The following is a 22,976-nucleotide window of genomic DNA, read 5'->3' as shown; positions in this document are numbered from 1 at the left end:
CTAAGGCGTCTTTTTATCGTTAGGTTAAGCTAAATACCCTCAAATAATCATCCCATTAAAAGGGGCTGATTTATCAAAACTCACAATTGCTTATGCAGCAATACCTGAGTGTCTTAACAGGGCATCGATATTCGGCTCGCGTCCCATAAACTGTTTGAACAAGTCCATCGGCTCGGCTGAACCACCCATTTCGAGGATATTGTGCAGGAAGCGACGACCCGTTTCAGGGTTAAAGATACCTTCCTCTTCGAAGCGGGAAAACGCATCCGCCGACAGCACTTCTGCCCATTTATAGCTGTAATAACCTGCGGCATAACCGCCCGCAAAAATATGGGCAAATCCATGTTGGAAACGGTTAAAATCCGGCGGTGTTAATACGGCCACCTGACGACGCACTTCGTCTAAGGTTTCTTGAATGCGCGCGCCTTTAGCTGGGTCGTATTCGTGGTGCATTCTAAAATCGAACAACGAGAACTCGAGTTGGCGCAGCATCATCATGCCAGACTGGAAGTTTTTCGCCGCCAGCATTTTATCTAACAAGGCTTTAGGTAATGGCTCGCCCGTTTCGAAGTGGCCAGAAATTTCGGCTAATGCTTCTTCCTGCCAACACCAGTTTTCCATAAATTGACTTGGTAACTCGACCGCATCCCAAGGCACACCATTGATACCCGACACGCCTGCAACATCGATTTTGGTCAGCATGTGGTGGATACCATGGCCAAATTCGTGGAACAGGGTTGTCACTTCATCATGGGTAAACAGCGCGGGTTTGCCATCGACCGGACCATTAAAGTTACAGGTCAAATAAGCCACTGGCTTTTGTAATCCATTGGCGGTTTGACGGCGCACACGGCAGTCATCCATCCAAGCACCACCACGTTTACCTGTGCGGGCATATAAATCGAGGTAGAAACTACCTCTGTGTTCGTCAGTTTCGTCGAAAATATCGAAAAAACGCACGTCTTTATGCCATCGGTCAAAATCCTTTTGCTCAAGGATTTTAAGGCCGAACAAACGCGATACTGTGTAGAACAAACCCGAGAGCACTTTATCTTCGGGGAAATACGGACGCAGGATTTCCTGTGAAATCTCATACTTATGCTGCTGCAACTTCTCAGCATAGAAACTTAAGTCCCAAGAGGCCATTTCAGTCACGCCATATTCGGCCTCGGCAAACGCTCTCAGCTCAGCCAGTTCTGCCTTAGCTTGATCCTTTGAGCGCAGCGCTAATTCATTTAAAAATGCCATCACCTGCGCCGGCGTTTCAGCCATTTTCGTCGCTAGGGATTTGTCAGCAAAACTGTCAAAACCGAGTAACAATGCGAGTTCGTGGCGCAAAGCAAGAATTTCGTCCATCAGCGGGCTGTTATCAAACTCTCCGGCATTGGGACCTTGATCTGAAGCGCGAGTGACAAACGCACGGTAGCATTCTTCCCGAAGACTGCGGTTTTCGCTGTAGGTCATGACGGGTAGGTAAGATGGAAAATCTAAGGTAAATAACCAACCTTCTAGCTCACGCGACTGCGCCATCGCTTTAGCGGCGGCTTTGGCAGACTCAGGCAAACCAGCAAGCTCAGCTTCATCTGTGATCAACTTAGTCCAAGCTTGCGTCGCATCCAGTAATTGATTCGAAAAAACACTGGTGAGTTCAGAAAGACGTTTTACAATCTCGCCATAACGCACTTTTTGCGCGTCATCTAAACCAATACCCGATAGTTCAAAGTCGCGCAGGCTGTGCTCTATCACCATCTGCTGGGCTTGGCTCAATTGTGCAAATTCATTGGATGCTCGCAGCGCTTTATAGGCTTGATACAAACCTTGGTGTTGGCCAACGTAAGTGCCGTATTCCGATAAAAGAGGTAAACAAGCATCATGGGCGGCACGCCACTCATCTGTGCTAGTCACTGAATTCATATGAGAAACGGGCGACCAAATTTGGCTTAGCTCATCGTCAACCTGTTCTAATGGCGCGACCAAGTTGTCCCACGTAAAAGGACCTTGGTTCTGCAGCACTTCATCAATCTTAGTGCGGCACTGAGCAATGGCATGCTCAACGGCGACTTGAATATGTTCCGGTTTAATCTGTGAAAAAAGCGGTAATTTTGCGCCGCTAAGCAAAGGGTTGCTCATATTGACTCCTCAACAATCTGTATCTGTTATAAATAAGGGCTAATGGCCTATTTATCAAGGCGAGAAAACCGATTGTCCCCTTCGAACGCCTTACTTAACCCTATTTCCCTTGAAAAAAAGTGAACTAGTTCGCATTTAGGATTTACGTTTTATTTACCTACACATTGTTGCAATCTCGATCGCAAATCGAATCAATTCGCATTAATGTTTGTATGTTGGCAAGGTATTATCTGCATAACTAACATACCTCGACCAAAATCAGTAAAAATATGGCAACACACTCAGTGAAACTTATCGCCAGCGTCCTCTGCACATTAGGGATCAACTGCCTTAGTCACAACGCAGTTGCTAATGAGGGCCTAGAACAAGTCGATAGTATTTCAAACACCATATTACCCCGCCAGATAACAGAACCTTTGGCGGTGACGCTGGATTTAGGTTGGGACAGCAAATATGTCTCACAGGGTCGCAATAACTTGCAAAATGGGGGTATTTATTGGCTCAATGCTGCTGTTCAACACGGCAACTTAACCACTTATGCCTTAGTCGGACGCGGTGATAGCCAAGCCTATACAGAGTGGAATATCGGCCTTGAATATGGGTTCAACTTAGCCGAAAACCTAGAGGCCAATCTGGGATATCAGCGCATTGAAGGCTATAGCAATAGCCGCTGCCAAGATAACGAGCTATTTGCAGAACTCGCCTACAGCGCCACAGCTTGGTTGGTACCATCGGTGAGTTATGTCTATTCCACAGAGGCGGCAGGCTACTTTGTTGAAGTGAGTTTGCACAGTTATTGGAATATCACAGACCAATTCAGCCTCACGCCCTATATCACTCAAGGGTTTGATTTTAAATACCGCACGGAAGAACACGATGGCAGTAATAACCTGCAGTTTGGCCTCGAAGCGAATTATCAACTGACCCCAAGCATGAATATTAGCGGGCACATTAGCCACAGCATTGCCCAGAGTGATATTGAGCAAGAAGCCTCAGCCAATGGCGATATGAGTTCACAGGATCAAACCTATGCAGGCATCCACTTTGCAATAACGTTTTAACGTCGTTTTAGCTCTGTGTTTCTAGCGCCGTATTACAACCTTCCTCAGTCAATTTATCCCGTGACATTTGGCAAAAACAAAGCTCTCTAACTAAACTCAAAATGTCGACGGAGCGACTCACTATTCACATCGATTTTGCCGAGGAACAGGGAATGTTAACGCATCATTTCTATCTTATCCGAACCGCTATCATTACCTTGCCCCTGCTTTTTATCCAAGTGACAAGCTCGACTAATGCGCAACAGGTATCTGAGCCTGAACCGAGTCTAGAATCCTTAGCGCAACCGGCACAAACGGCGCCTTTGCCCCTAGGCACTTTGCTCGACAATGAGGGCAAGCCGATTAATGTGCCTAACCAAGTGCAAAGTGCATTCGAGTATTCGCCCCCCACTGTCACACCCGCAGAGCCATCCAAAACCAATAAATCAACTAAAGCCACTCAATCGAACAAAGCCGCTAAGAGTAAAAAACTCAGTCGCAAACAACAGCTCGCCAGTCGTGAACATGTCGCCAATGATCCTAACTGCCGTTGGCTCGATAAACGTATGGATCAGCTAGAGTCCCTTCTCGGCGACAAGCAAGATAACGCTGCTAAGCATCAAGCCGATGAACTCAGCGCCCGCCAAAAGGAGTGGCAATGTTTGAAATGTGGTGCAGAAGGCCCAGCTCATAACGATCACTCTAAGTGCCAATATCGCCGCGAAACAGCCACGCGATAACAACTGAATGCAACTTTAGGAGTATTTTTATTAAAAGCAATGCCTTATACGTTAGTGATGCAATAGGCTGGTCTGTTACCGCAAAGCCCCCTACAATGACCTTCTGCTGTAAAGCATCTCATCCTTGAAGTAAGACGGAGAAACTCATGGCTCAACATTTTGACTATATCTGCCTAGGCGCAGGCAGCGGCGGTATCGCCTCAGCAAACCGAGCGGCAATGCGTGGTGCTAAGGTTCTACTCATCGAAGCCAAACACGTGGGTGGCACCTGTGTAAACGTAGGTTGTGTGCCCAAAAAAGTCATGTGGTATGGCGCCCATGTTGCCGAAGCGATGAACCTTTACGCCAAAGATTATGGCTTCGACGTCACTGTTAATAAATTCGATTGGAACACTTTGGTCGAAAACCGCGAAGCCTACATTGGTCGCATTCACGATGCCTATGGCCGTGGTTTTGCCAACAATAAAGTGACGCTGTTAAATGGCTACGGCCGTTTTGTGGATGGCAACACCATCGAAGTGGACGGCGAACATTACACCGCCGATCATATTCTTATCGCCACTGGCGGCGCACCGACTATTCCGAACATTCCTGGCGCGCAATACGGTATCGATTCCGATGGTTTCTTCGCCCTACGCGAGCAACCTAAGCGCGTTGCCGTTGTTGGTGCGGGTTATATCGCTGTTGAAGTCGCTGGCGTGTTACACGCTCTGGGCAGTGAAACTCACTTATTAGTGCGTAAACATGCGCCGCTGCGTAACTTTGACCCCATATTAGTCGATGCTCTCGTCGATGCGATGGCAACCGAAGGCCCAACATTGCACACCCATAGCGTGCCAAAAGCCGTGGTTAAAAATGCCGATGACAGCCTGACATTAAACTTAGAAAACGGTGAAAGCATTACAGTCGATTACTTGATTTGGGCAATTGGCCGCTCACCTGCAACAGGCAATATCGGCCTAGAAAATACCGAAGTGCAATTAGATAACAAAGGCTATGTCATCACTGATGAGCAGCAAAATACGACTCACAAAGGGATTTACTGTGTCGGCGACATTATGGCGGGCGGCGTAGAGCTCACTCCTGTTGCGGTTAAAGCGGGCCGTTTGTTGTCCGAGCGTTTATTTAACGGTATGACAGATGCCAAAATGGATTACAGCCTGATCCCAACCGTTGTGTTCAGCCATCCACCTATCGGCACTATGGGCTTGACCGAACCTGAGGCCCGTACTCAATACGGCGACGATAACGTCAAAGTGTATACGTCGACGTTTACCTCCATGTACACCGCCGTTACGGCCCATCGCCAAGCCTGTAAGATGAAGTTAGTCTGCGCTGGCAAGGACGAAAAAGTCGTTGGTATTCATGGTATTGGTTTTGGTATGGACGAAATCCTTCAAGGTTTCGGCGTCGCCATGAAAATGGGCGCGACTAAGGCCGATTTCGATGCGGTCGTTGCTATCCACCCAACAGGCGCCGAAGAGTTTGTTACTATGAGGTAGAAGTGATTTTCGCTTTGATTTCATCATATTTAGGGCCAGCTTATGCTGGCCCTAATTGATCACAGATAGTATAAAACCATTAACTCTCACGCGACTTTCCTATAATCTCGACTGAGTACTTTGCATTTTAAACACCTAGCGCGGTTATCGCTGCGCCACTGTTATCGGGATGAATAGCGTAATGCTTAAAGAACTCGCGTTCGATGGTTTGTTATTTAGTCCATTAATTATCTTTATCCCCTTAGCTTTTCTGCTTTCCTGCATCACTCGCTGGGTACTCTATCAAACTGGACTCTATCACAAGCTGTGGCGCGCGGCTTGGTTCGAAGTTGGGCTGTTTATCTGCTATCTGGCGTTGGTCATTTACTTGCTTGGGAGTTGATTGTTCATGGGAAAAATCTTTCGTATCAGCCTCACCCTTATTGTGGTCGCGATTGCAGGTATCGCCGGACATTGGATATGGTCGCACTACCTTTATTCTCCTTGGACCCGCGACGGCCGAGTTCGCGCCGAAATCATTACCATAGCGCCAGATGTATCCGGTTGGGTGAACCAACTGAATGTAAAAGACAATCAAGTCGTTAATAAAGGTGATGTATTGTTCACAGTGGACGATACCCGCTACAAAGCCACCATTGCCGAATTGAATGCCAAAGCGGAAAGCCAAAAATTAGCATGGGAACTGGCAAAACATAAATACAAACGCCGTATTAGTTTGACCAACGCCAACTTAGTCAGCAAAGAAACCTTCGACGAAGCCTTTATCAATACCGAACTGGCAAGAACCAGTTATGAACTCGCACAGGCACAATTGAATACCGCCAAAATTGACTTAGCGCGAACGCAAATTCACGCTCCCGAAAATGGCACCCTGATCAATTTAAGCCTGCGTAATGGCAACTATGTCAGCAAAGGCAACTCAGTATTTTCGCTCGTCAAACAAGACTCTCTCTATATCACAGGGTATTTTGAAGAAACCAAAATCCCCTTGGTTCACATAGGTCAAAACGCCGATGTCAGCCTGATGAGTGGCGGCCATGTCTTGCACGGCAAAGTGACCAGCATAGGCAAGGCAATCGCCAATACCAATGTCACCGCTAATGGGCAGTTATTACCGCAAATCGGCCAAACCTTTAATTGGGTGAGATTGTCACAACGTATTCCGGTCGATATCCAGCTAGACAGCATTCCTAAGGACATAGAGCTGAGCGTCGGCATGACAGTTTCCATCCAGCTACAGACTGACAAATAGTCATTATGACGCTGTTACTGAAGAGTTTATTTTTTCCCGACCGACGAACCCTTATCTTCGCGATTAAAGGCGTGATCTCGATGGCGCTCGCCTTATATGTGGCCATGTTCTTAAATCTAGAACGACCATATTGGGCGCTGGTGTCGGCGGTATTTCTGCAAATCCGCCCCGAAAGCGGGCTCGTGATCGAAAAGGGCTTATGCCAAATCGGCGGCACCTTAGTCGGCGCGCTCGCGGGGATTGCCATACTCAACGGGTTTACGCCCTATCCCGAACTCGCCTTAGGATTACTCGCCTGCTGGATAGGGCTAAATTCTGGGTTGTCGGCCATGGTGCGCCAGCAAAACTTTGTCTATGCCTTTGCCATGGCGGGCATGACAGCCTGCTTGATAGTGCTCATTGTGATGGCGAGCCCAAGCACGGCCGATAGTGCAAAAATATTCGATGTGGCACAGTCGAGGATCAGCGAGATTGTCGTCGGGGCGATATGCGCCGTCTTGGTCAGCTCGCTACTTTGGCCGACCAAGGTAAAACATAGTCTGCAATTACATGCTAAAAACACCATTAATCATACGCTTAACTATCTTGCATTAGAACTCGATTTACAGGGGGAACATGCGAGTCGCCATGAACATATCGACACTATTATGGAATCAGTATCGGCGCTGAGTGACGACTCCAGCGCAGTGATTTATGAAGGCCCCGAAGGACGCGGGCAGAGCCATGCGGCGAACTTTCTCTGCAATAAAACCCTTTCGCTATTGGCGGCAATCCAAATATTTGGCCGGCTGCAACGTAATCATTCCCATCTTGTTAGCGAACCACTCGCGAAAACCTTAGCCAATATGCGCAGTAGTTTTACCTTGATGGCGCAATCCAGTGATTACCAAGAATGCTACAAAATGGCGCGCACCTTGAGGTATCAACTCCAGCAAAACCTGATGCAATACCGCGACCGAAGCCCATTAGAGACTCGCTTACTCAAAGTTGCGATGGAATTAAGCGCCGATCTGATCATGGTGCTCAAGAGTTATAACGTGCTGACAAGCAATTCTGCGGTACAACTCAACGCGCCGCCAATGGAATTTCACCGAGATCCACTGATAGGGTTTACGACCGGTCTACGCAGCATGGCGGTATTTGTCATTGGGGCTTCGCTGTGGATCGGCACAGGGTCGAGTGCGGTACTCATGATGATCCTGATGCCTGTGGTCTTTTCCATCATGATGGCGCGCCAGCCACTGCCGATACTAACCACGATTTTGCGCCGTATTCTTGTCGGTATCACTATAGCTGTGCCCCTCACAGTGTTTTACGCTTTACCTTTGCTGGCAGAGAGTAGTGGCGATTTCGAAATCCTCATTTTAGTGCTCGCAGGCCCCTTTTTTATTGGGCTACTCGCCTTAGCGAATCGACCGACCTTGCCCTATGGTCTCGGGATTTGCGTGCCGTTTGCGGTATTAGTACAGCCCAGTAATACCATTTCATTTGCGATAGAAAACACTGTCAGCAATGCCTTAGCGATTTTTGTTGGCGTTACTGTGCTGTATTGGCTATTTAAATTGATCACCGAACCTAGCCAGCGGCTGATGCAATATCGTCTGCTGCAATCTATCCAAAAAGATCTAGTGCATATCGCGCAGCATAACGATCCTGAGCCTTGGTTTAACGCCCGCATGGGCGATCGACTGCTGCGGATAGCCAGTTACGAAAAAGGCTCGGGCAAGAGTTCGAGGGTATTTACCGATCTGGTGTTCACTGCACTGAATCTAGGCCATGTGTCGATTCGAATGCGACGCATGTTGCAGGGGATTTCAGATACGCACTCAGACTTAGGCTTAGAAAATGCACTCAACCTCTGGCAACACAATTTAGGTCAGGCATTTATCGCCTGCGCCCACGGCCAAGTCGCAGAAGAGTTTAACACCAGCAGCGAAGCCTTATTACAAGCGCTGGCGCAATGCCCGTTACCCCACGAACAATTCACTCTGATTACTGGGATGTTTGAACGCATCACCTTAACCTTCGAACGTACCGCCCACAGTATCGCCGAGCAGAAAAACACCTCTGAAAAATAGTCAGCTCTCAAACTATTTTCCGCCCCAAAAGCCACTCTCGTACCGCCGCCAAAACCATTTAAATCCAATAGAAGCTTGATATTTGGCCGATAAAATGCCTTAATATAATTAGATCACTAACTATGTTGGTGATATAAATTCAATTATCAACCAAGGAGCAATTATGTCTACGGAGAACCCACCAGAGGAAAATCTCATCTCGCAAGTAGCAAGCTTTACCCGATTACACGCTAAGGAATCAATGCAGTTTATGTGTTTACTTGCAATATTAAGCACCTATCTCTTTGTCATTTTGAAACCGAGTATTATTCAAAATAACAAAGCGTTAGGAGAAAAATAACCAATGAATTACCTCGCTTACATTTCCTTAGCTATCTACTTTATCGTTATGCTCGCCATTGGCTTATTCGCTTACAAAAAATCCACCAGCGATGTGTCAGGCTATATTCTTGGCGGCCGTAAGGTAAGTCCACAGGTCACCGCACTCTCAGCGGGTGCATCTGACATGAGTGGCTGGATGCTAATGGGTCTTCCCGGTGCTATGTTTTTGGTTGGTTTCGAAACCATTTACATCGCACTTGGGCTATTGATTGGTGCTCTAATTAATTACTTGGTCGTTGCACCCAAATTAAGGGTCTATACCGAAGTCGCGGATAACGCCCTTACTATCCCGGAGTTTTTTGCTAAACGCTTCGGCAATGCCAACAGCAGTATCCGAATTATCTCGGCCGTGATCATTGTGATCTTCTTTACCTTGTATACCTCAGCGGGTTTAGTGGCTGGCGGTAAGTTATTTGAGTCAGCATTTGGCCTGAACTACGACATAGGTTTAGTCGTCACCCTCGGCGTAGTGGTTTCTTATACCTTGTTGGGCGGATTCTTAGCAGTGAGCCTCACTGACTTTGTCCAAGGCTGTATCATGTTTGTCGCTTTAATCTTAGTGCCTGTGGTGGCATATCAAGAGTTTACCAGCGCTGACACTATGCTGAACTTTGCGTATCAATCGATTCCACACTTCACCGATGCCATGCAAAACGTCACTATGTTAGGGCTTATCTCAAGCTTATCTTGGGGACTCGGTTACTTTGGCCAACCGCATATTATTGTGCGTTTTATGGCGATTCGTTCAGTAGCTGACATTAAAACTGCCAGACACATAGGTATGGGCTGGATGACAGTGACCATTGTGGGTGCACTGGCAACAGGTCTTGTCGGTATCGCTTACGCCAATAAATTTGGTATGAAGCTGACCGATCCTGAAACCATCTTTATCGTGTTTTCTGAGTTGTTGTTCCATCCGATCATTAGTGGCTTCTTACTGGCCGCCATTCTGGCCGCGATCATGAGTACCATTTCATCGCAGCTATTAGTGTCATCAAGCTCACTCACGGAAGATATCTATCGCGTGATTTCGAAGAAAGAATCTACCGAGAAAGACATGGTGAAAATGGGACGCTTTGGCGTAGCAGGCGTGGCAATTGTCGCGAGTCTACTGGCGCTCGACCGCTCTAGCAGTGTGCTATCACTAGTGAGTAATGCATGGGCAGGATTCGGTGCCGCATTTGGTCCGTTAGTTTTGTTTAGCTTGTATAAAGCGAACCTAACCCACAAAGCCGCGATTGCCGGCATAGTGTCAGGCGCAGCTACAGTGTTGTTTTGGATTTATGCCCCGGTATTGGCAGATGGAAAAGCCTTAACCACAGTGGTGTATGAAATGATCCCCGGCTTTGCCGTGAGCAGTGTGGTGATTTGGATAGTCTCGTTACTCGATACTGATCCCTGTGCCAAAACCACTAAATTATTCCATAAGGCTGGCCGTGTTTTAGCCGAAGACAGATGAGGCGCGCAGGTATGACTGACTTACCCTGGAAACGCATTGTCGTTAAGGTAGGTAGTGCCCTGATTGCACCCCACAAACAAGGTTGCAGCAGTCACTACTTACTCGGCATTGCCCAATTTATTACTTATTGTCGTGCCCAAGGGATCCAAGTTGTCTTGGTCTCTTCGGGCTCAGTCGCCGCGGGATGGCATCACTTTGGCGAGGTTGATAAACCGAGCGTCACTGTGAAGAAAGCCATGGCTGCAGCGGGTCAGGCCGATATGATGGCCACATGGAACAAGTTATTTGATTTCCCGACCGCACAGCTACTGTTAACCCACGGTGATTTACGCAACCGAGATCGTTACATCAGTATTAAAGATACGATTTTCAGCCTACTCGAACATGGGCTACTGCCTATCATCAACGAGAACGATGCCGTGACCGCCGACAAGCTCAAAGTTGGCGATAACGATAATCTTTCGGCCATGGTAGCCGCAGCGGCCGATGCCGATACGCTGATTATCTGTTCGGATGTGAATGGGCTTTACACGCAAAACCCCCATGAATATCCCGATGCACAGCTTATCAAGCAGGTGACCGAGATTAATGCCGAGATCTACGCCATGGCGGGCGGCGCCAGCAGTGCCGTCGGTACTGGCGGTATGCGCACTAAGATCCAAGCCGCCAAGAAGGCGATTTCCCACGGGATTGAAACCTTTATTATCAATGGCTTTGATGCTGACTCTTTCAACCAATTGTTGAAGGGCCAAAACCCAGGAACCTTATTTACCCCCGATGAAAAGCCAATGCAGGATCACTTGCACTGGATGACACATACCTCGCAGGCTCAAGGCGAAGTCATTGTTGAAAATGACTTTAATATCGCCCTTGATATCCATAGCGAGCAATTGACCAGTGACGATGTCGTTGCCATCAATGGGGACTTTTCTGTCGGTGACACCATTTTAGTACGCAAAGACGATGGCACTAAATTGGCAAAGGCCAAATCCAATTACAGCAGTTGTTTACTTAGCTTTATCACAGACCAAGACGATCGCGAGTTTGCCAGTGAATTTCAGCAAAAGACTGGACCGATTATTTCCGAGAAAAACATCGCCATTCTCGAATAAGCATCAGCCGAATAAAACTAAGCGAGTAAACATCTAAGCGGAGTAAATATGACTTTAATCAAAAACTTATCTCAAGAAGCTGCCAAAGCGGCTCTTATTCTCGCCCAAGTTGACGAACAGCTTAAAAATACTGTACTCCTCGATATGGCACGCTCATTACGCGAAAAGTCCTACGAAATCCAAAGCGCTAACTTAATTGACCTACACAGAGCAACAGCCGATAACGTCGGCCCAGCCATGCTCGACCGATTAACGCTAACACCAGAGCGTATAGAAGCTATGGCGGTAGGCATTGAAGCCATCGCCGCCTTACCCGATCCCATTGGCAACGAACGCTATATTGGTCAACGACCTAATGGTTTATCCATCAGTAAGATGCGCGTTCCATTGGGCGTGGTTTGTATGATTTATGAAGCGCGCCCCAATGTCACCGCCGATGCGGGTGCCCTGTGCTTTAAATCCGGTAATGCCGTGATTTTGCGCGGTGGTAAAGAGGCGCTGCACAGCAGTAAAATTATCGCCACTATTTTACAAAGCGTATTGAAACAATACGGCTTGCCCGAGGCGTTAATCACAGTGGTGCCCGACCCAGATCGCGCCCTCATGCTAGAACTGCTGCAGCAACGAGATTATATCGATGTGATCATTCCCCGCGGCGGCGAAGGCTTGATAAACTTTGTGACTGACAACAGTAAAATCCCAGTGATCCAGCATTTTAAAGGCGTGTGTCATTTATACGTCGATAAAGATGCCGATCTGGATATTGCTATGGACTTACTGCTCAACGGTAAAACCCAGCGCACTGGCGTATGTAATGCCCTCGAAGCCCTATTAGTACACCAAGAAATTGCCTCGCAATTCCTGCCTAAAGTAGCCAAAGCGCTGGCCGAGCATAAGGTTAAAATCAATGCTTGTACCCAATCCGGTGGCTACTTCGAAAACTGTACGTATATGGAAGAAGACGATTTCGGCCAAGAGTATTTAGATCTCGAAATTGCCATTCGCCAAGTCGATCACTTTGACCATGCTATCCAACATATTGCCCGTTTTGGTAGCCAGCACACCGAAGTAATTTGCACCGAAAACGAAGTTACAGCCGCACACTTCCAACGTGCGGTCGATGCTTCTGTGGTAATGGTCAATGCCTCTTCGCGCTTCTCCGACGGCAGCGAACTCGGCCTTGGAGCAGAAATCGGCATCGCGACCTCTAAGCTACATGCCTACGGCCCAATGGGACTCGAATCCTTGACCGCAGAGAAGTATTTAGTCTCAGGCACAGGCCAAGTGCGGGCGTAAACCTAAGGTGTAAATCACACTTTTAGGCTTAACAAGTCCGCTGGATTTCGATTCAATTGTAAAGATTAAAGGCCACAGTCGGTAACGACTGTGGCCTTTTTGTTGGCTAAATTGACTCGAACCACAACAGCCTGAGTTCCCAGTCGATGCCCTGAAACCGAGTTATAGTAAGGCATGCGCTAAAACCTCAGATCCCATTGCGACGGCTTATCACAGCTCGCTGACAAGCTATTCGCCAATAAGTTACAACCCAGCTTAAACAATTTACACATTGAGCATATTGCATTTATTTTCAACAAACCTATCATGCGATCGATTCTCATTTGCACCTAAACACTTTGTTTGCACTCAGGATCACCAATCATCATTTAATCTGAAATCGCCTGAAAGGATTGAAATACCATGCCTCCCCTATCTGTTTTAACGTCTTGGCGCTCGCCATTGATCCCTGTACTTCTCAGCACACTTACTCTGACGGTTCAAGCCAATACTGACCCTAAGCAAGATGAGAAAAAAGATACAGAACAGATAGAAAGATTGAACGTGGTAGGAACATACACCCGCGCGGCAATGAATAGCGCCACGGGTTTGTCTATGTCACTCAAAGAAACCCCACAAAGCGTCACTTTGATTACCGAAGAGATGATCAGTGACAAAGGTTTGGTCACTATGGAGTCAGTGTTAAATCACACTCCTGGCGTCACTATGGTGGGCGATGCCTCTGAAAATAGTCAGATATTCGTGCGCGGCTATGCACTCGACAGCGGTGTCCAAATTGACGGCTTAATCACAACCTCTTCATCCCATGTTTACAGCGGCTCAATTGATCAAGGTTTAGACCCTGTGATTGCCGAACGGGTTGAAGTATTAAAAGGTGCGGCAGGGATTTTAAGCGGTTTAGGTGAACCTTCTGCAACGGTTAATTTTATTCGTAAACGCCCAACGGATGACACCCGCGCCACGACAAGTGCAAGTTATGGCTCGTGGAATACCTATAGATTAGAGGCCGACGTTTCTGGCTGGCTCACGGATTCAGGCAATGTGAAAGGTCGATTCGTGAGTGCGGTGAAGAAAGGCGACTCTTTTATCGACCGCTATCAACGCGATACCACAGTGCTCTATGGCGTGGTTGAAACGAGTCTCGGCACAGATACTAGCCTGTCACTGTTTGCGGACTATCAAAAATCACAAACCGACGGTGTGTATAACTGGAACTCTAATCCCGCATTTTATACCGATGGCACAGCTGTCGATTTTGGCCGCAACTACTCTAGCTCACAGGACTGGACCCATTGGGACGTGACCCAAAAGAGTCTCATGGCCGAATTTAAACATAGATTCGATAACGACTGGTCACTCGTCAGTGCCTATCGTATCGCCAACGCCACCATAGATGCATTGGCCTTTTACCCAGGCGATTATATCGTCAAATCAACCGGCGAATTTGTTGGCCCTTGGGGCGATACTTATGCCGCCCAACATGATCGCGAGTCAGATACCAACAGTTTCAACCTGTATGCAACGGGTAACTTCGACTTACTCGGCCGTGAACATAGCGCTGTGATCGGTTTTAACTACGGTGACAACGAGTTCGATAACATCAACACGAACTCCACCCCCCAACGTCGCTATAACGTGGCGGATCAAGGCCATTATCCCAAGCCTAATATTCCTAATTCACCCACCAATGGCCAAACCAATGAGCAAAGCCAATCGGGTGTTTACGGCACTGTCCGTGTCAATGTATTGGATTCACTGAAATTAATGGTCGGTGGACGCGTAAGTAACTGGTCCTATGAAAAGCATGATCTCGTGGGTAACAGCACAGATGCAACCATGGAAAAACCGGTATTTTCATCCCCTACTACGGCCTAGTCTACGATGTGACCGAGCAGATCGCTGTCTACGCTAGCCGTACTGAAATCTTCAAACCTGGCACCTATTTTGGTGAAGATGGCCAACTGCTCGAACCTGCAGAAGGCACAAACGTCGAAGGCGGCGTCAAGGTCGCGTTGTTCGATGACACGCTAAACATGTCAGCCGCCATCTACGAAACCAATAAAGACAACGAACCTGAATATGCAGGTAAAGGTCAGCTACCTTCCGGTGACTCTATCTACGAAAGTGTGGATGGGATTACCACCAAGGGCTATGAGTTAGAAATTGCCGGACGTCTTACCGACTTATGGGATATCAGCGGTGGTTATACCCACAACAATGCAGAAGATAAAGATGGCCTACGTCGTCAAACTTATCTGCCCGAAGATATCTTCAAACTCACCACTAAATATAACTTTGAAGATATTCTACCGGGCATTACTGCAGGTGCGAGCTGGCGCTGGCAGAGCAGCACCTTCTATCAAGGCACTATTTGGGGTGTCGATGGCGCGCCGAATGTGGCTTACCGCCAAACACAATCCGCCTACTCACTCGTTGACTTAATGTTTGGCTACCAAATCACACCTTCTATTTCTATGCAATTGAACATTAACAATATTTTCGACAAGAACTACAACCGTTCACTCTGGGGTTACGCCGACTTTGGCGAGCCACGTAATGCCACACTATCACTACGTTGGACGCTCTAAAACATAGCCCTAACCCGAAATAACATTAAGGATGATCAAATGAAACAAGCACTTGTAATACTCACTTTACTCGGCGGTATCGCTTTTTCGGCTCAAGCACATGAAGTATGGCTTGAGCGTAATAACGATGGTTCGGTTAAAGTGCAATTTGGCGAACCGGGTTCAGAGCAAGCTTCGGCAGAAGAGTTAGCATCCTTAAGCGCGGCGCGTATTTTCGCCGCCAATGCCAAGACACCGTTAACCGCCACAGCGCAGGCCGATCATCTACTGGTCAAAACCCAAGATAGCAAGAGTGACATCAGTTTCTATGCCGATACCGCGTGGCAACCATGGAAAACTGAGACCGGATTGCAGGCCGCAATACTCTATGCCCGCACGGGACAAGAACACACAAAAGCGCTGCAAGATTTTGAATTTACGCCAGTAAAGTCAGGCGTTCCCGAGTTTGTGCTTAGCTATAAAGGCGCACCACTGGTGAATCATCCAGTACAAGTTTATCGCCCCGGTTTTTGGAGTAAATCTTTCACCACCGATGCCCAAGGTAAATTCGCCCTCGATACCCCAGATGCGGGCCGCTACTTACTCGTCAGTAATCACACTACAGAAGGTAAACAAACACTCGCAGGCAACGAGGTTGATAGCGTTTTACACATCACCACCACGAGTTTTATCACTCAGTAATAATCTTATAGTGAGATGGAGTTAACGTGCGTTATTTAATGATAGGTTTATACATGCTGTGTTCTGCAGTACACGCAAGCACTGCACCTGTAACAGTCGCCTTGCCCCAAACAGGCAGCACCAATGAACTGTTGCCACTCAGTGGCTCCATTAAATCCGCACGGGTAGCCCGCTTATCTGCACGTACCGATGGCTTAGTCGCCAAAGTGCTGGTCGATGCAGGCTCGCAAGTCCACGCTGGCCAGCCTTTGCTCGCACTCGATGACACCTTAGCCATACACCAATTAGCACAGCGTCAGGCCGATGTAATGGCCGCTAAGACCATGCTGCTAGAAAAACAGCGACTCCTCACCGAAGCGCAAACACTCAGTTCTCAGCAATTATTCCCCGAAACTGAGCGCGCGATTCGCCAAGCGGCGTTAACCGAAGCCGAAGCTAATCTGCAGAGTTTAACGGCGGCATTAGCACACCAAAAAGAGGTGGTCGTCCGCCACCAACTTATCGCGCCGTTTGCGGGAGTGATTTCAAGCAAACAAACTGAAACCGGTGAATGGGTCAATGTCGGCACTGAAATCTTCACCTTAGTATCCCAAGAGCAGCTCTGGCTCGATATTCAAGTCCCACAGGAAATGTTCCAAAACATAGCCACTGCAACTCAAGTCGATATTGCCGCAGATATGCTGCCTGAACAGCAGTTTATCGGCCATGTGAATGCACTCGTCCCCGTGAGCGACCACAATGCTCGCAGCTTCTTGGTGCGCTTAACCATTCCTGATGCGAGTGGACTTTTGATGCCCGGCACATCGGCCACTGCGACCTTCCACTTACAGCGGGCGCAACACAGTGTTGTCGTGCCGCAAGATGCGCTAGTCCGTCACCCGGACGGCCAGTTCAGTGTTTTTACCGTGCAAAACAACATAGCCCAACGGCATACCGTTCAAGTGGGCCATACGAGCGCCATCGGGATTGAAATCCTTAGCCCATTACCCAAAGACACTCCCGTGGTGATCCGCGGTAACGAGAGCCTACAAGACCAACAGCCAGTCTCTGTACTCAACTCTGCAGTAGGAGATTAGTGGGATGCTGAAGTTTGGAATTAAACATGGCACCTTACTGTCGGTCATCGTCTTGATATTTTGCGTATTGGGCACGGCTGTAGCACTGCGTATCCCAATCCAAATGATCCCCGACTTAGATGTGCGCACCATCAGCGTGGCCACAGGTTGGCCGGGAGCGACACCGCAAGACGTTGAAAAAGAAATTCTACTTGAGCAGGAACGCTACCTGCGCACCTTGCCCAACTTACAACGCATGACATCTTGGGCCGATACGGGTTCGGCATGGATAGAACTCGAATTCCCCCAAAGCACTGAGATAAGCGATGCGCTTATTCGGGTTAGCAATGCGCTCAGCCAAGTGTCGTCTTATCCTGAAAACGTCGACCAACCAAGGCTTTACAGCAGTTCATATTCAGACAACGCTTTCATGTATTTCCGTCTCGTGCCTATCGCGGGGAACCCGCTGAATCTAGATATAGACATGATGCGCGATTTCGCTAACGACTTTATTCGGCCACAAATGGAGCGTGTCAAAGGCGTTTCCTCCGTCACCATTCAAGGCGGCGCCGAACGGCAAATTCAAATACGGCTCGATCCCGCCAAACTCGCCCAACGCGGCATCAGCATTATGGATGTGCGGCAAGCCATTAGAGATCGCAACAAGGACACGTCTGCGGGCGATATCGACAGCGGTAAAAAACGCTATTTACTGCGGGTGATTGGCCGTTTCGAGGATTTAAATCAACTTAAGCAACTGATTTTAAAACGCCAAGGTAATACCAATATTCTGCTGCAAGACGTGGCCGAGATAAAACTCGACCACGCCGAGATCAGAGAACTGTCCTTTGCCGAACAAGAACGTACCCTCAGCTTAGCGGTCAAGCGGGATGTCGGTTCTAATGTTATCGCCATCAAAGCCGCCATGATGCCCGTGATAGCGCAGATCAATCAAAATCAACTCGCCCAGCACGCCATGCAGTTAGAGTTATTCAGTGATGATGTGCGCTATGTGCAAGATTCGGTTGCAAATGTGTGGGTCAATTTAGGTCTAGGTGCCTTACTGGCAACCTTGGTTATGTATCTCTTTTTACGCTCGAATCGAGCCACCCTGATTGGTGTTATCGGTATTCCGCTGTGTACCTTAGCCGCCTTCGTCGGGCTGCTAGTGTTTGATCGCACTATTAATGTCATTTCGCTGGCGGGTGTGGCCTTTGCCATCGGCATGACGGTCGATAACAGCATCGTGGTGCTCGAAAGTATTGAACAAGCGCGCAGACGCGGATTAGATCGTCTCGAAGCAGCCATCAGTGGTATCTACGATGTGTGGCCCGCAGTATTAGCCTCGACACTCACCACAGTGCTAGTGTTTGTACCCATTCTATTTATCAAACAAGAAGCGGGGCAACTGTACTCGGATATCGCGATTGCCATCGCTTCATCTATTGTCGCTTCTATGTTAGTCGCAGTGTTCATCGTACCCGCCGCCATTGCCCGTTTTGGTTTCGGTAAAATGCACTCGGCGCAGACAAACCAAAGTGAGCCGCCCAAAGCATCACGCATATTGAGCTTAGTCAGCCAACTTGTACTGTCGGCAAGACGCCGCACCTTTGTGATTGTGCTGTCACTCGTCTCGACGATTGGGCTTGCTGCTTGGCTGATGCCCCCGGCCGAATATTTACCCGAAGGTGAAGAACCAAAAGCCTTTACTTCTATGGTCGCGCCGCCGGGTTACAACCTATCGGAAATGGCTAAAATTGCAGAAGAATTAACGACTCAGCTATCCGCGAGAGTCAATGCCGAGGCGGCATCCTTTGAACGTGGTGAGCAAAAGATCCCGCCGCTAAAATACTATACCCTCAGCGTGGGTGTCGGCAGTATTTGGGTGATGAGCGAGCCCGTTCGCAGCCAAGATATGGATGCCATGATGAGTTCACTCACCGCCTTGTTTGAGCAATATCCGGGCATGCGCGCCTATTCATCGCGGGGTTCCATTATTTCCAGCAACGATGGTGGCACCCGCGCTGTCGCCTTGGATATTTCTGGCCCGAATCAAGCCAGCCTCTATCGTGCTGCCGAAGCGGCGTATCAAGCGGCGGAAAAAGTATTTGCCGAACCACAGCTGTATTCTGACCCATCGACCTTGTCGCTAGATCAACCGCTGTGGCAGATCTCCCCTCGCTGGCAACGTCTTGTAGAACAAGATTTTAGCGGCAGCGAGTTTGGCTATGCAGTTTCGGCACTGAGCGATGGCGCCTATGTCGACGAGTTTTTCCTTAATGATAACAAGGTGGATATCTTTCTATTTAGTCTGGCAGGCAATCAACAGAGTCTGTCGCAATTGGCACTCGCGCCGATAGTCACGCCTAAGGGTAATGTACTGCCACTGCAAGCCTTGGCCGACATTAGTGAGCAAATGGATAGCGACAGTTTACGCCGCGTCGATGGCCGCAGAACCGTGACTCTTTACATTATTCCGCCGCGTTCCATTGCGTTAGAAACCGCTGTGGCTAAGGTGCGGGAAGAATTAGTCCCCATCCTCTATCAACAGGGTGCTGTCGGCAAAGATGTCAGTTTGGATATTTCGGGCGCAGCCGATCAGCTCGAAGCGACGAAAGCGGCACTCTCCAGCAATTTTCTGGTCGCCGTGTTGATCATCTACTTGTTATTAGTCGCAATTTTTAATCACTGGGGTTATCCGTTATTTGTGCTGATCACTATCCCGCTCGGGCTCGCAGGCGGTTTAGTCGGCTTACAAGCGCTTAATTATACTGGCAGCTTATTTGCGTATCTTGGCGGCCAAGGTTGGCACCAACCCTTTGATATGATTACCATGCTGGGATTTCTAATCCTACTCGGCACTGTCGTTAACAACCCGATTTTGATCGTGGAACAGAGCCGTAAAAACCTGCAATCGGGTCAGTTTGGTGTCGTTGAAGCCGTAAAATCTGCCGTCGCCAGTCGATTACGACCGATTCTAATGTCTACCGCGACGACCTTGTTTGGCTTATTGCCGCTGGTGTTATTCCCCGGTGCTGGCAGCGAACTCTACCGCGGCGTTGGCATAGTGGTATTGGCAGGCCTCATCGTGGCAACGCTACTCAGCTTAACCTTTTTACCCGCCCTGTTAATCTCTGTGTTGTCCTACACCAACAGGGCCAATTTAACCGCCAGTTCAGCCAAAGTGGCACGCCATCATGATTGAGAAAATCGCCATGACTCAGCCGTTAATACAAAGGCTAACGCGTTGGAAAAAATCCACTATTTGGCGCGATAGCCTGCACATAGGCAATCGCTGCCTCGCAGCAACCTTTGGCGGCTATTTGTTAAGTGCAGTTGCGACTATTTTGCTCGCGCAAATCCTGCCGTTATCTCAGGTTGATCGGGTGTTAACCGCCATGATGCTGTCATTTACAGTGTACACCTGCGCCGTGATTTGGGTGTTCAGCGTTAAATCAACATGGCGATACTGGCTGGATTTATTCGCGCTTAGCGGTCTGCTGTATTTAGCTTACCTCGCCGCTAAAGCGTTTGATGCAACAAGTGCTCAAGGGAGTGGATTATGAAAGACTCCTTTTTTCGTTCAATGACTTGGCTACACACTTGGGTTGGATTGCTCACCTGCTGGGTGTTGTTTCTGGTTTTTTTCGCCGGAACAGCGGCCTATTACCGTGCTGAAATCAACCTGTGGATGCAACCCGAAAACCACGGCAGCCAATATGATGCCAATGCGGATAATCAACAATTGATACTCAATGGCCTCACGTCCTTGGCACAACAAGCGCCTGACGCTGAGTCGTGGTGGATTTACTTACCCACACAACGGGTGCCATTACTGACCTATGCATGGAGCGATCCCGCCGCTGAAGGCCAGCGATTTGGTGATTATCATCAAGGCTTTATTAACCCTGCGACAGGTGAAGCCTTACCTAAAGCACGGGAAAGCCGAGGGTGCGACTTTCTCTATCGACTGCATTTCGACTTGTACTACATGAGTGTGCTCACGGCGCGTTGGATTGTCGGCTTTTGCACTATGTTCATGTTGGTCGCCATCATCAGCGGGATAGTGATCCACAAACGTATTTTTAAGGATTTCTTTAGTTTTCGCCCCGGAAAAGGCCCGCGCTCTTGGTTAGATGCCCATGTCGCCAGCTCAGTTCTCGCATTGCCCTTTCATCTAATGATCACTTATACCGGCCTAGTGACTTTGATGTTTATGTATATGCCATGGGGACTTAACACACAATATGGTGATGAAACTCAAGCCTTTTATTCGCAATGGAAACCCATTTACCAAACTCCCGCCGCCACTGGCACGCCAGCCACTATGCTCGATAGTCAGAGTTTGCTCAGTACGATTCACAGTGTCGTGGGTGAGTCGCCACTTGAAGGCTTACAGTTTGATAATCTCAACGACAGCAATGCCAGCGTAACAGTCAAAATCGCCCCTGAGCACAGCTTAAATCAGCAAGCGCCTTGGTATCACTTGTCTACTGTGACAGGTGCAGTGTTGGCGCAGTCGGCTGTGACTTCGGGAGCGAATCAAACCCAAAGTGCCATGATAGCCCTGCACAGTGGTCGCTTTGCTGGCCAAGGCCTACGTTTACTGTATTTACTGGCGGGATTAACGGGCTGCGTGATGATCGCCAGCGGCGCGATTATGTGGGCCGATAAGCTGGCACAAAAGCAGCTTAAAAAAGATAAGAATCATAGCGGGCTCACGCTAGTGAACATGTTGAATCTCGCCACCTTTGGTGGCCTGCCCATTGCGCTAGCCTGTTATTTTTATGCCAATCGACTCTTACCCGTCACCTTTGCAGATAGAGAAAACTGGGAAATCCATTGTTTCTTTATCAGTTGGGCGTTAGTCGCACTGCTCGCTTGCTTCAAACGAGATAAACAAACATGGCAACGACTTTTTTTACTCACAGCCTTGCTTTATGGCCTGCTACCCCTGCTCAATGCCATGACTTCGCAGTATCAGCTGATAAGCAATCTACAGCGCCAAGCCTATGTTCTCGCAGGATTTGACCTCATGATGCTCGCACTTGCAGCGCTGTTTTACATGGCAGCCAAACGCTTGCGTAGCCCTAAAAAAGTGCTGGCTACACGGGTAACCAAAACGACGACAGAATTAGGAGTTGAATCATGACAGCCACAGGCGAATTGTTAACCTGTTTTATCGCCATGGGGCTGTTGGCCTTATCTTATTTTAGCCACCACCGCGCCGTGCGTAACCGCCCGTTAACCGATGCACAGGCACGCGGATTTCGCACCGCTGGTACTGCAACGCTCGTCCTGTGCTATTGGCTTGCCAGTCGTCATTACGGCCCAGCGTACGCCAGCGTATTACTGCTTGGCTGGGTATGTTTGAGTTCGATAATTCTAGTGATTTTACTCAGTTACAAACCACGCTGGTTACAGCCCATATTACCCGCCAGCACCGTAGTGTGTTTGCTCGGATTGTTGTATTAAGTCACCATACCAAGCGCCGAATAACGTCAATCATGATCGAGGTTGGAAAGGTAGGAGATAGGTTTAGCTTGATAAAAAATAGCTGAGTGTGAAGCGGATAGCCAAACTATAATTCAATAGAATTATAGTGAAAATGCTTAAGCACTCGCATTCCAGTGACTCGCCGTGAATATATCCCTATAGGCTC

The 22,976-nt window shown here is 48.4% G+C and carries 19 protein-coding genes; 18 read left to right on the top strand and 1 reads right to left on the bottom strand.

The features are described 5' to 3' along the window. Positions 1 to 90 precede the first annotated feature (90 nt). Complete coding sequence (gene prlC / locus ACHA99_RS10480; protein WP_393942604.1) at positions 91 to 2,130, bottom strand: oligopeptidase A; 2,040 nt, start codon at positions 2,128 to 2,130, stop codon at positions 91 to 93. Positions 2,131 to 2,399: 269 nt separating this feature from the next. On the opposite strand from prlC, the gene ACHA99_RS10475 reads away from it, so the two are divergent. From ACHA99_RS10475 to ACHA99_RS10390, 18 genes are all read left to right on the top strand, one after another. After that, the gene (locus tag ACHA99_RS10475) at positions 2,400 to 3,191 is read left to right on the top strand and encodes a hypothetical protein (RefSeq protein ID WP_173497829.1); all 792 of its coding nucleotides are present in this window, start codon (positions 2,400 to 2,402) and stop codon (positions 3,189 to 3,191) included. A 152-nt stretch (positions 3,192 to 3,343) separates the two neighbouring features. Beyond that, a complete protein-coding gene (locus tag ACHA99_RS10470) occupies positions 3,344 to 3,910 on the top strand; it encodes a hypothetical protein (RefSeq protein ID WP_393942602.1) in 567 nt (188 codons plus the stop codon). 146 nt (positions 3,911 to 4,056) lie between these two features. Continuing rightward, positions 4,057 to 5,412 (top strand): glutathione-disulfide reductase, encoded by a 1,356-nt coding sequence (gorA, locus tag ACHA99_RS10465; protein WP_393942600.1) that lies wholly within the window; start codon positions 4,057 to 4,059, stop codon positions 5,410 to 5,412. A 181-nt stretch (positions 5,413 to 5,593) separates the two neighbouring features. Next, entirely contained in the window at positions 5,594 to 5,794 is a 201-nt protein-coding gene (locus tag ACHA99_RS10460; protein WP_105250710.1) for a DUF1656 domain-containing protein, read from the top strand. Positions 5,795 to 5,800: 6 nt separating this feature from the next. Beyond that, positions 5,801 to 6,664, top strand: coding sequence for an efflux RND transporter periplasmic adaptor subunit (locus tag ACHA99_RS10455; RefSeq protein WP_393942598.1), 864 nt, complete (start codon positions 5,801 to 5,803; stop codon positions 6,662 to 6,664). 5 nt (positions 6,665 to 6,669) lie between these two features. Beyond that, a complete protein-coding gene (locus tag ACHA99_RS10450) occupies positions 6,670 to 8,742 on the top strand; it encodes an FUSC family protein (RefSeq protein WP_393942596.1) in 2,073 nt (690 codons plus the stop codon). 163 nt (positions 8,743 to 8,905) lie between these two features. Beyond that, entirely contained in the window at positions 8,906 to 9,082 is a 177-nt protein-coding gene (locus ACHA99_RS10445) for a hypothetical protein (protein ID WP_006079436.1), read from the top strand. Between the two features lie 3 nt (positions 9,083 to 9,085). Next, positions 9,086 to 10,582 carry a sodium/proline symporter PutP gene (gene putP, locus ACHA99_RS10440; RefSeq protein ID WP_393942594.1) on the top strand — a complete coding sequence of 499 codons (1,497 nt, stop codon included), beginning with the start codon at positions 9,086 to 9,088 and terminating at the stop codon, positions 10,580 to 10,582. An 11-nt stretch (positions 10,583 to 10,593) separates the two neighbouring features. Further along, complete coding sequence (proB, locus tag ACHA99_RS10435; protein ID WP_105250714.1) at positions 10,594 to 11,694, top strand: glutamate 5-kinase; 1,101 nt, start codon at positions 10,594 to 10,596, stop codon at positions 11,692 to 11,694. A 48-nt stretch (positions 11,695 to 11,742) separates the two neighbouring features. After that, positions 11,743 to 12,990, top strand: coding sequence for a glutamate-5-semialdehyde dehydrogenase (locus tag ACHA99_RS10430; RefSeq protein WP_263185081.1), 1,248 nt, complete (start codon positions 11,743 to 11,745; stop codon positions 12,988 to 12,990). A gap of 402 nt (positions 12,991 to 13,392) precedes the next feature. Continuing rightward, entirely contained in the window at positions 13,393 to 14,865 is a 1,473-nt protein-coding gene (locus tag ACHA99_RS10425; RefSeq protein WP_393942591.1) for a TonB-dependent siderophore receptor, read from the top strand. An 8-nt stretch (positions 14,866 to 14,873) separates the two neighbouring features. Continuing rightward, positions 14,874 to 15,578, top strand: a complete 705-nt coding sequence (locus ACHA99_RS10420; RefSeq protein ID WP_393942589.1) for a TonB-dependent siderophore receptor — start codon at positions 14,874 to 14,876, stop codon at positions 15,576 to 15,578. Between the two features lie 39 nt (positions 15,579 to 15,617). After that, entirely contained in the window at positions 15,618 to 16,259 is a 642-nt protein-coding gene (locus ACHA99_RS10415) for a nickel transporter (protein WP_105250717.1), read from the top strand. 26 nt (positions 16,260 to 16,285) lie between these two features. Then, entirely contained in the window at positions 16,286 to 17,335 is a 1,050-nt protein-coding gene (locus ACHA99_RS10410) for an efflux RND transporter periplasmic adaptor subunit (protein ID WP_393942586.1), read from the top strand. 4 nt (positions 17,336 to 17,339) lie between these two features. Further along, positions 17,340 to 20,519, top strand: coding sequence for an efflux RND transporter permease subunit (locus tag ACHA99_RS10405; protein WP_393942584.1), 3,180 nt, complete (start codon positions 17,340 to 17,342; stop codon positions 20,517 to 20,519). Then, positions 20,512 to 20,880: a hypothetical protein gene (locus ACHA99_RS10400; RefSeq protein WP_393942582.1), complete on the top strand. Its 369-nt coding sequence runs from the start codon at positions 20,512 to 20,514 to the stop codon at positions 20,878 to 20,880. The genes ACHA99_RS10405 and ACHA99_RS10400 overlap by 8 nt, the downstream gene beginning before the upstream one ends. Continuing rightward, the gene (locus tag ACHA99_RS10395; protein WP_393942580.1) at positions 20,877 to 22,466 is read left to right on the top strand and encodes a PepSY-associated TM helix domain-containing protein; all 1,590 of its coding nucleotides are present in this window, start codon (positions 20,877 to 20,879) and stop codon (positions 22,464 to 22,466) included. The genes ACHA99_RS10400 and ACHA99_RS10395 overlap by 4 nt, the downstream gene beginning before the upstream one ends. Further along, positions 22,463 to 22,789, top strand: coding sequence for a DUF3325 domain-containing protein (locus ACHA99_RS10390; RefSeq protein ID WP_259510925.1), 327 nt, complete (start codon positions 22,463 to 22,465; stop codon positions 22,787 to 22,789). The genes ACHA99_RS10395 and ACHA99_RS10390 overlap by 4 nt, the downstream gene beginning before the upstream one ends. Positions 22,790 to 22,976 lie beyond the last annotated feature (187 nt).

The sequence above is a fragment of the Shewanella sp. S23-S33 genome (genome assembly GCF_043359565.1).
GTDB classification, from domain to species: Bacteria; Pseudomonadota; Gammaproteobacteria; order Enterobacterales; family Shewanellaceae; genus Shewanella; species Shewanella oncorhynchi.
This window is presented reverse-complemented; position numbering and strand designations above follow the sequence as displayed.

What these genes read in the sequence shown, in the direction of transcription:
- prlC (WP_393942604.1), bottom strand. Translation starts at nt 2,130, where the DNA reads ATGAGCAACCCTTTGCTTAGCGGCGCAAAATTACCGCTTTTTTCACAG.
- ACHA99_RS10475 (WP_173497829.1), top strand. Translation starts at nt 2,400, where the DNA reads ATGGCAACACACTCAGTGAAACTTATCGCCAGCGTCCTCTGCACATTA.
- ACHA99_RS10470 (WP_393942602.1), top strand. Translation starts at nt 3,344, where the DNA reads ATGTTAACGCATCATTTCTATCTTATCCGAACCGCTATCATTACCTTG.
- gorA (WP_393942600.1), top strand. Translation starts at nt 4,057, where the DNA reads ATGGCTCAACATTTTGACTATATCTGCCTAGGCGCAGGCAGCGGCGGT.
- ACHA99_RS10460 (WP_105250710.1), top strand. Translation starts at nt 5,594, where the DNA reads ATGCTTAAAGAACTCGCGTTCGATGGTTTGTTATTTAGTCCATTAATT.
- ACHA99_RS10455 (WP_393942598.1), top strand. Translation starts at nt 5,801, where the DNA reads ATGGGAAAAATCTTTCGTATCAGCCTCACCCTTATTGTGGTCGCGATT.
- ACHA99_RS10450 (WP_393942596.1), top strand. Translation starts at nt 6,670, where the DNA reads ATGACGCTGTTACTGAAGAGTTTATTTTTTCCCGACCGACGAACCCTT.
- ACHA99_RS10445 (WP_006079436.1), top strand. Translation starts at nt 8,906, where the DNA reads ATGTCTACGGAGAACCCACCAGAGGAAAATCTCATCTCGCAAGTAGCA.
- putP (WP_393942594.1), top strand. Translation starts at nt 9,086, where the DNA reads ATGAATTACCTCGCTTACATTTCCTTAGCTATCTACTTTATCGTTATG.
- proB (WP_105250714.1), top strand. Translation starts at nt 10,594, where the DNA reads ATGACTGACTTACCCTGGAAACGCATTGTCGTTAAGGTAGGTAGTGCC.
- ACHA99_RS10430 (WP_263185081.1), top strand. Translation starts at nt 11,743, where the DNA reads ATGACTTTAATCAAAAACTTATCTCAAGAAGCTGCCAAAGCGGCTCTT.
- ACHA99_RS10425 (WP_393942591.1), top strand. Translation starts at nt 13,393, where the DNA reads ATGCCTCCCCTATCTGTTTTAACGTCTTGGCGCTCGCCATTGATCCCT.
- ACHA99_RS10415 (WP_105250717.1), top strand. Translation starts at nt 15,618, where the DNA reads ATGAAACAAGCACTTGTAATACTCACTTTACTCGGCGGTATCGCTTTT.
- ACHA99_RS10405 (WP_393942584.1), top strand. Translation starts at nt 17,340, where the DNA reads ATGCTGAAGTTTGGAATTAAACATGGCACCTTACTGTCGGTCATCGTC.
- ACHA99_RS10400 (WP_393942582.1), top strand. Translation starts at nt 20,512, where the DNA reads ATGATTGAGAAAATCGCCATGACTCAGCCGTTAATACAAAGGCTAACG.
- ACHA99_RS10395 (WP_393942580.1), top strand. Translation starts at nt 20,877, where the DNA reads ATGAAAGACTCCTTTTTTCGTTCAATGACTTGGCTACACACTTGGGTT.
- ACHA99_RS10390 (WP_259510925.1), top strand. Translation starts at nt 22,463, where the DNA reads ATGACAGCCACAGGCGAATTGTTAACCTGTTTTATCGCCATGGGGCTG.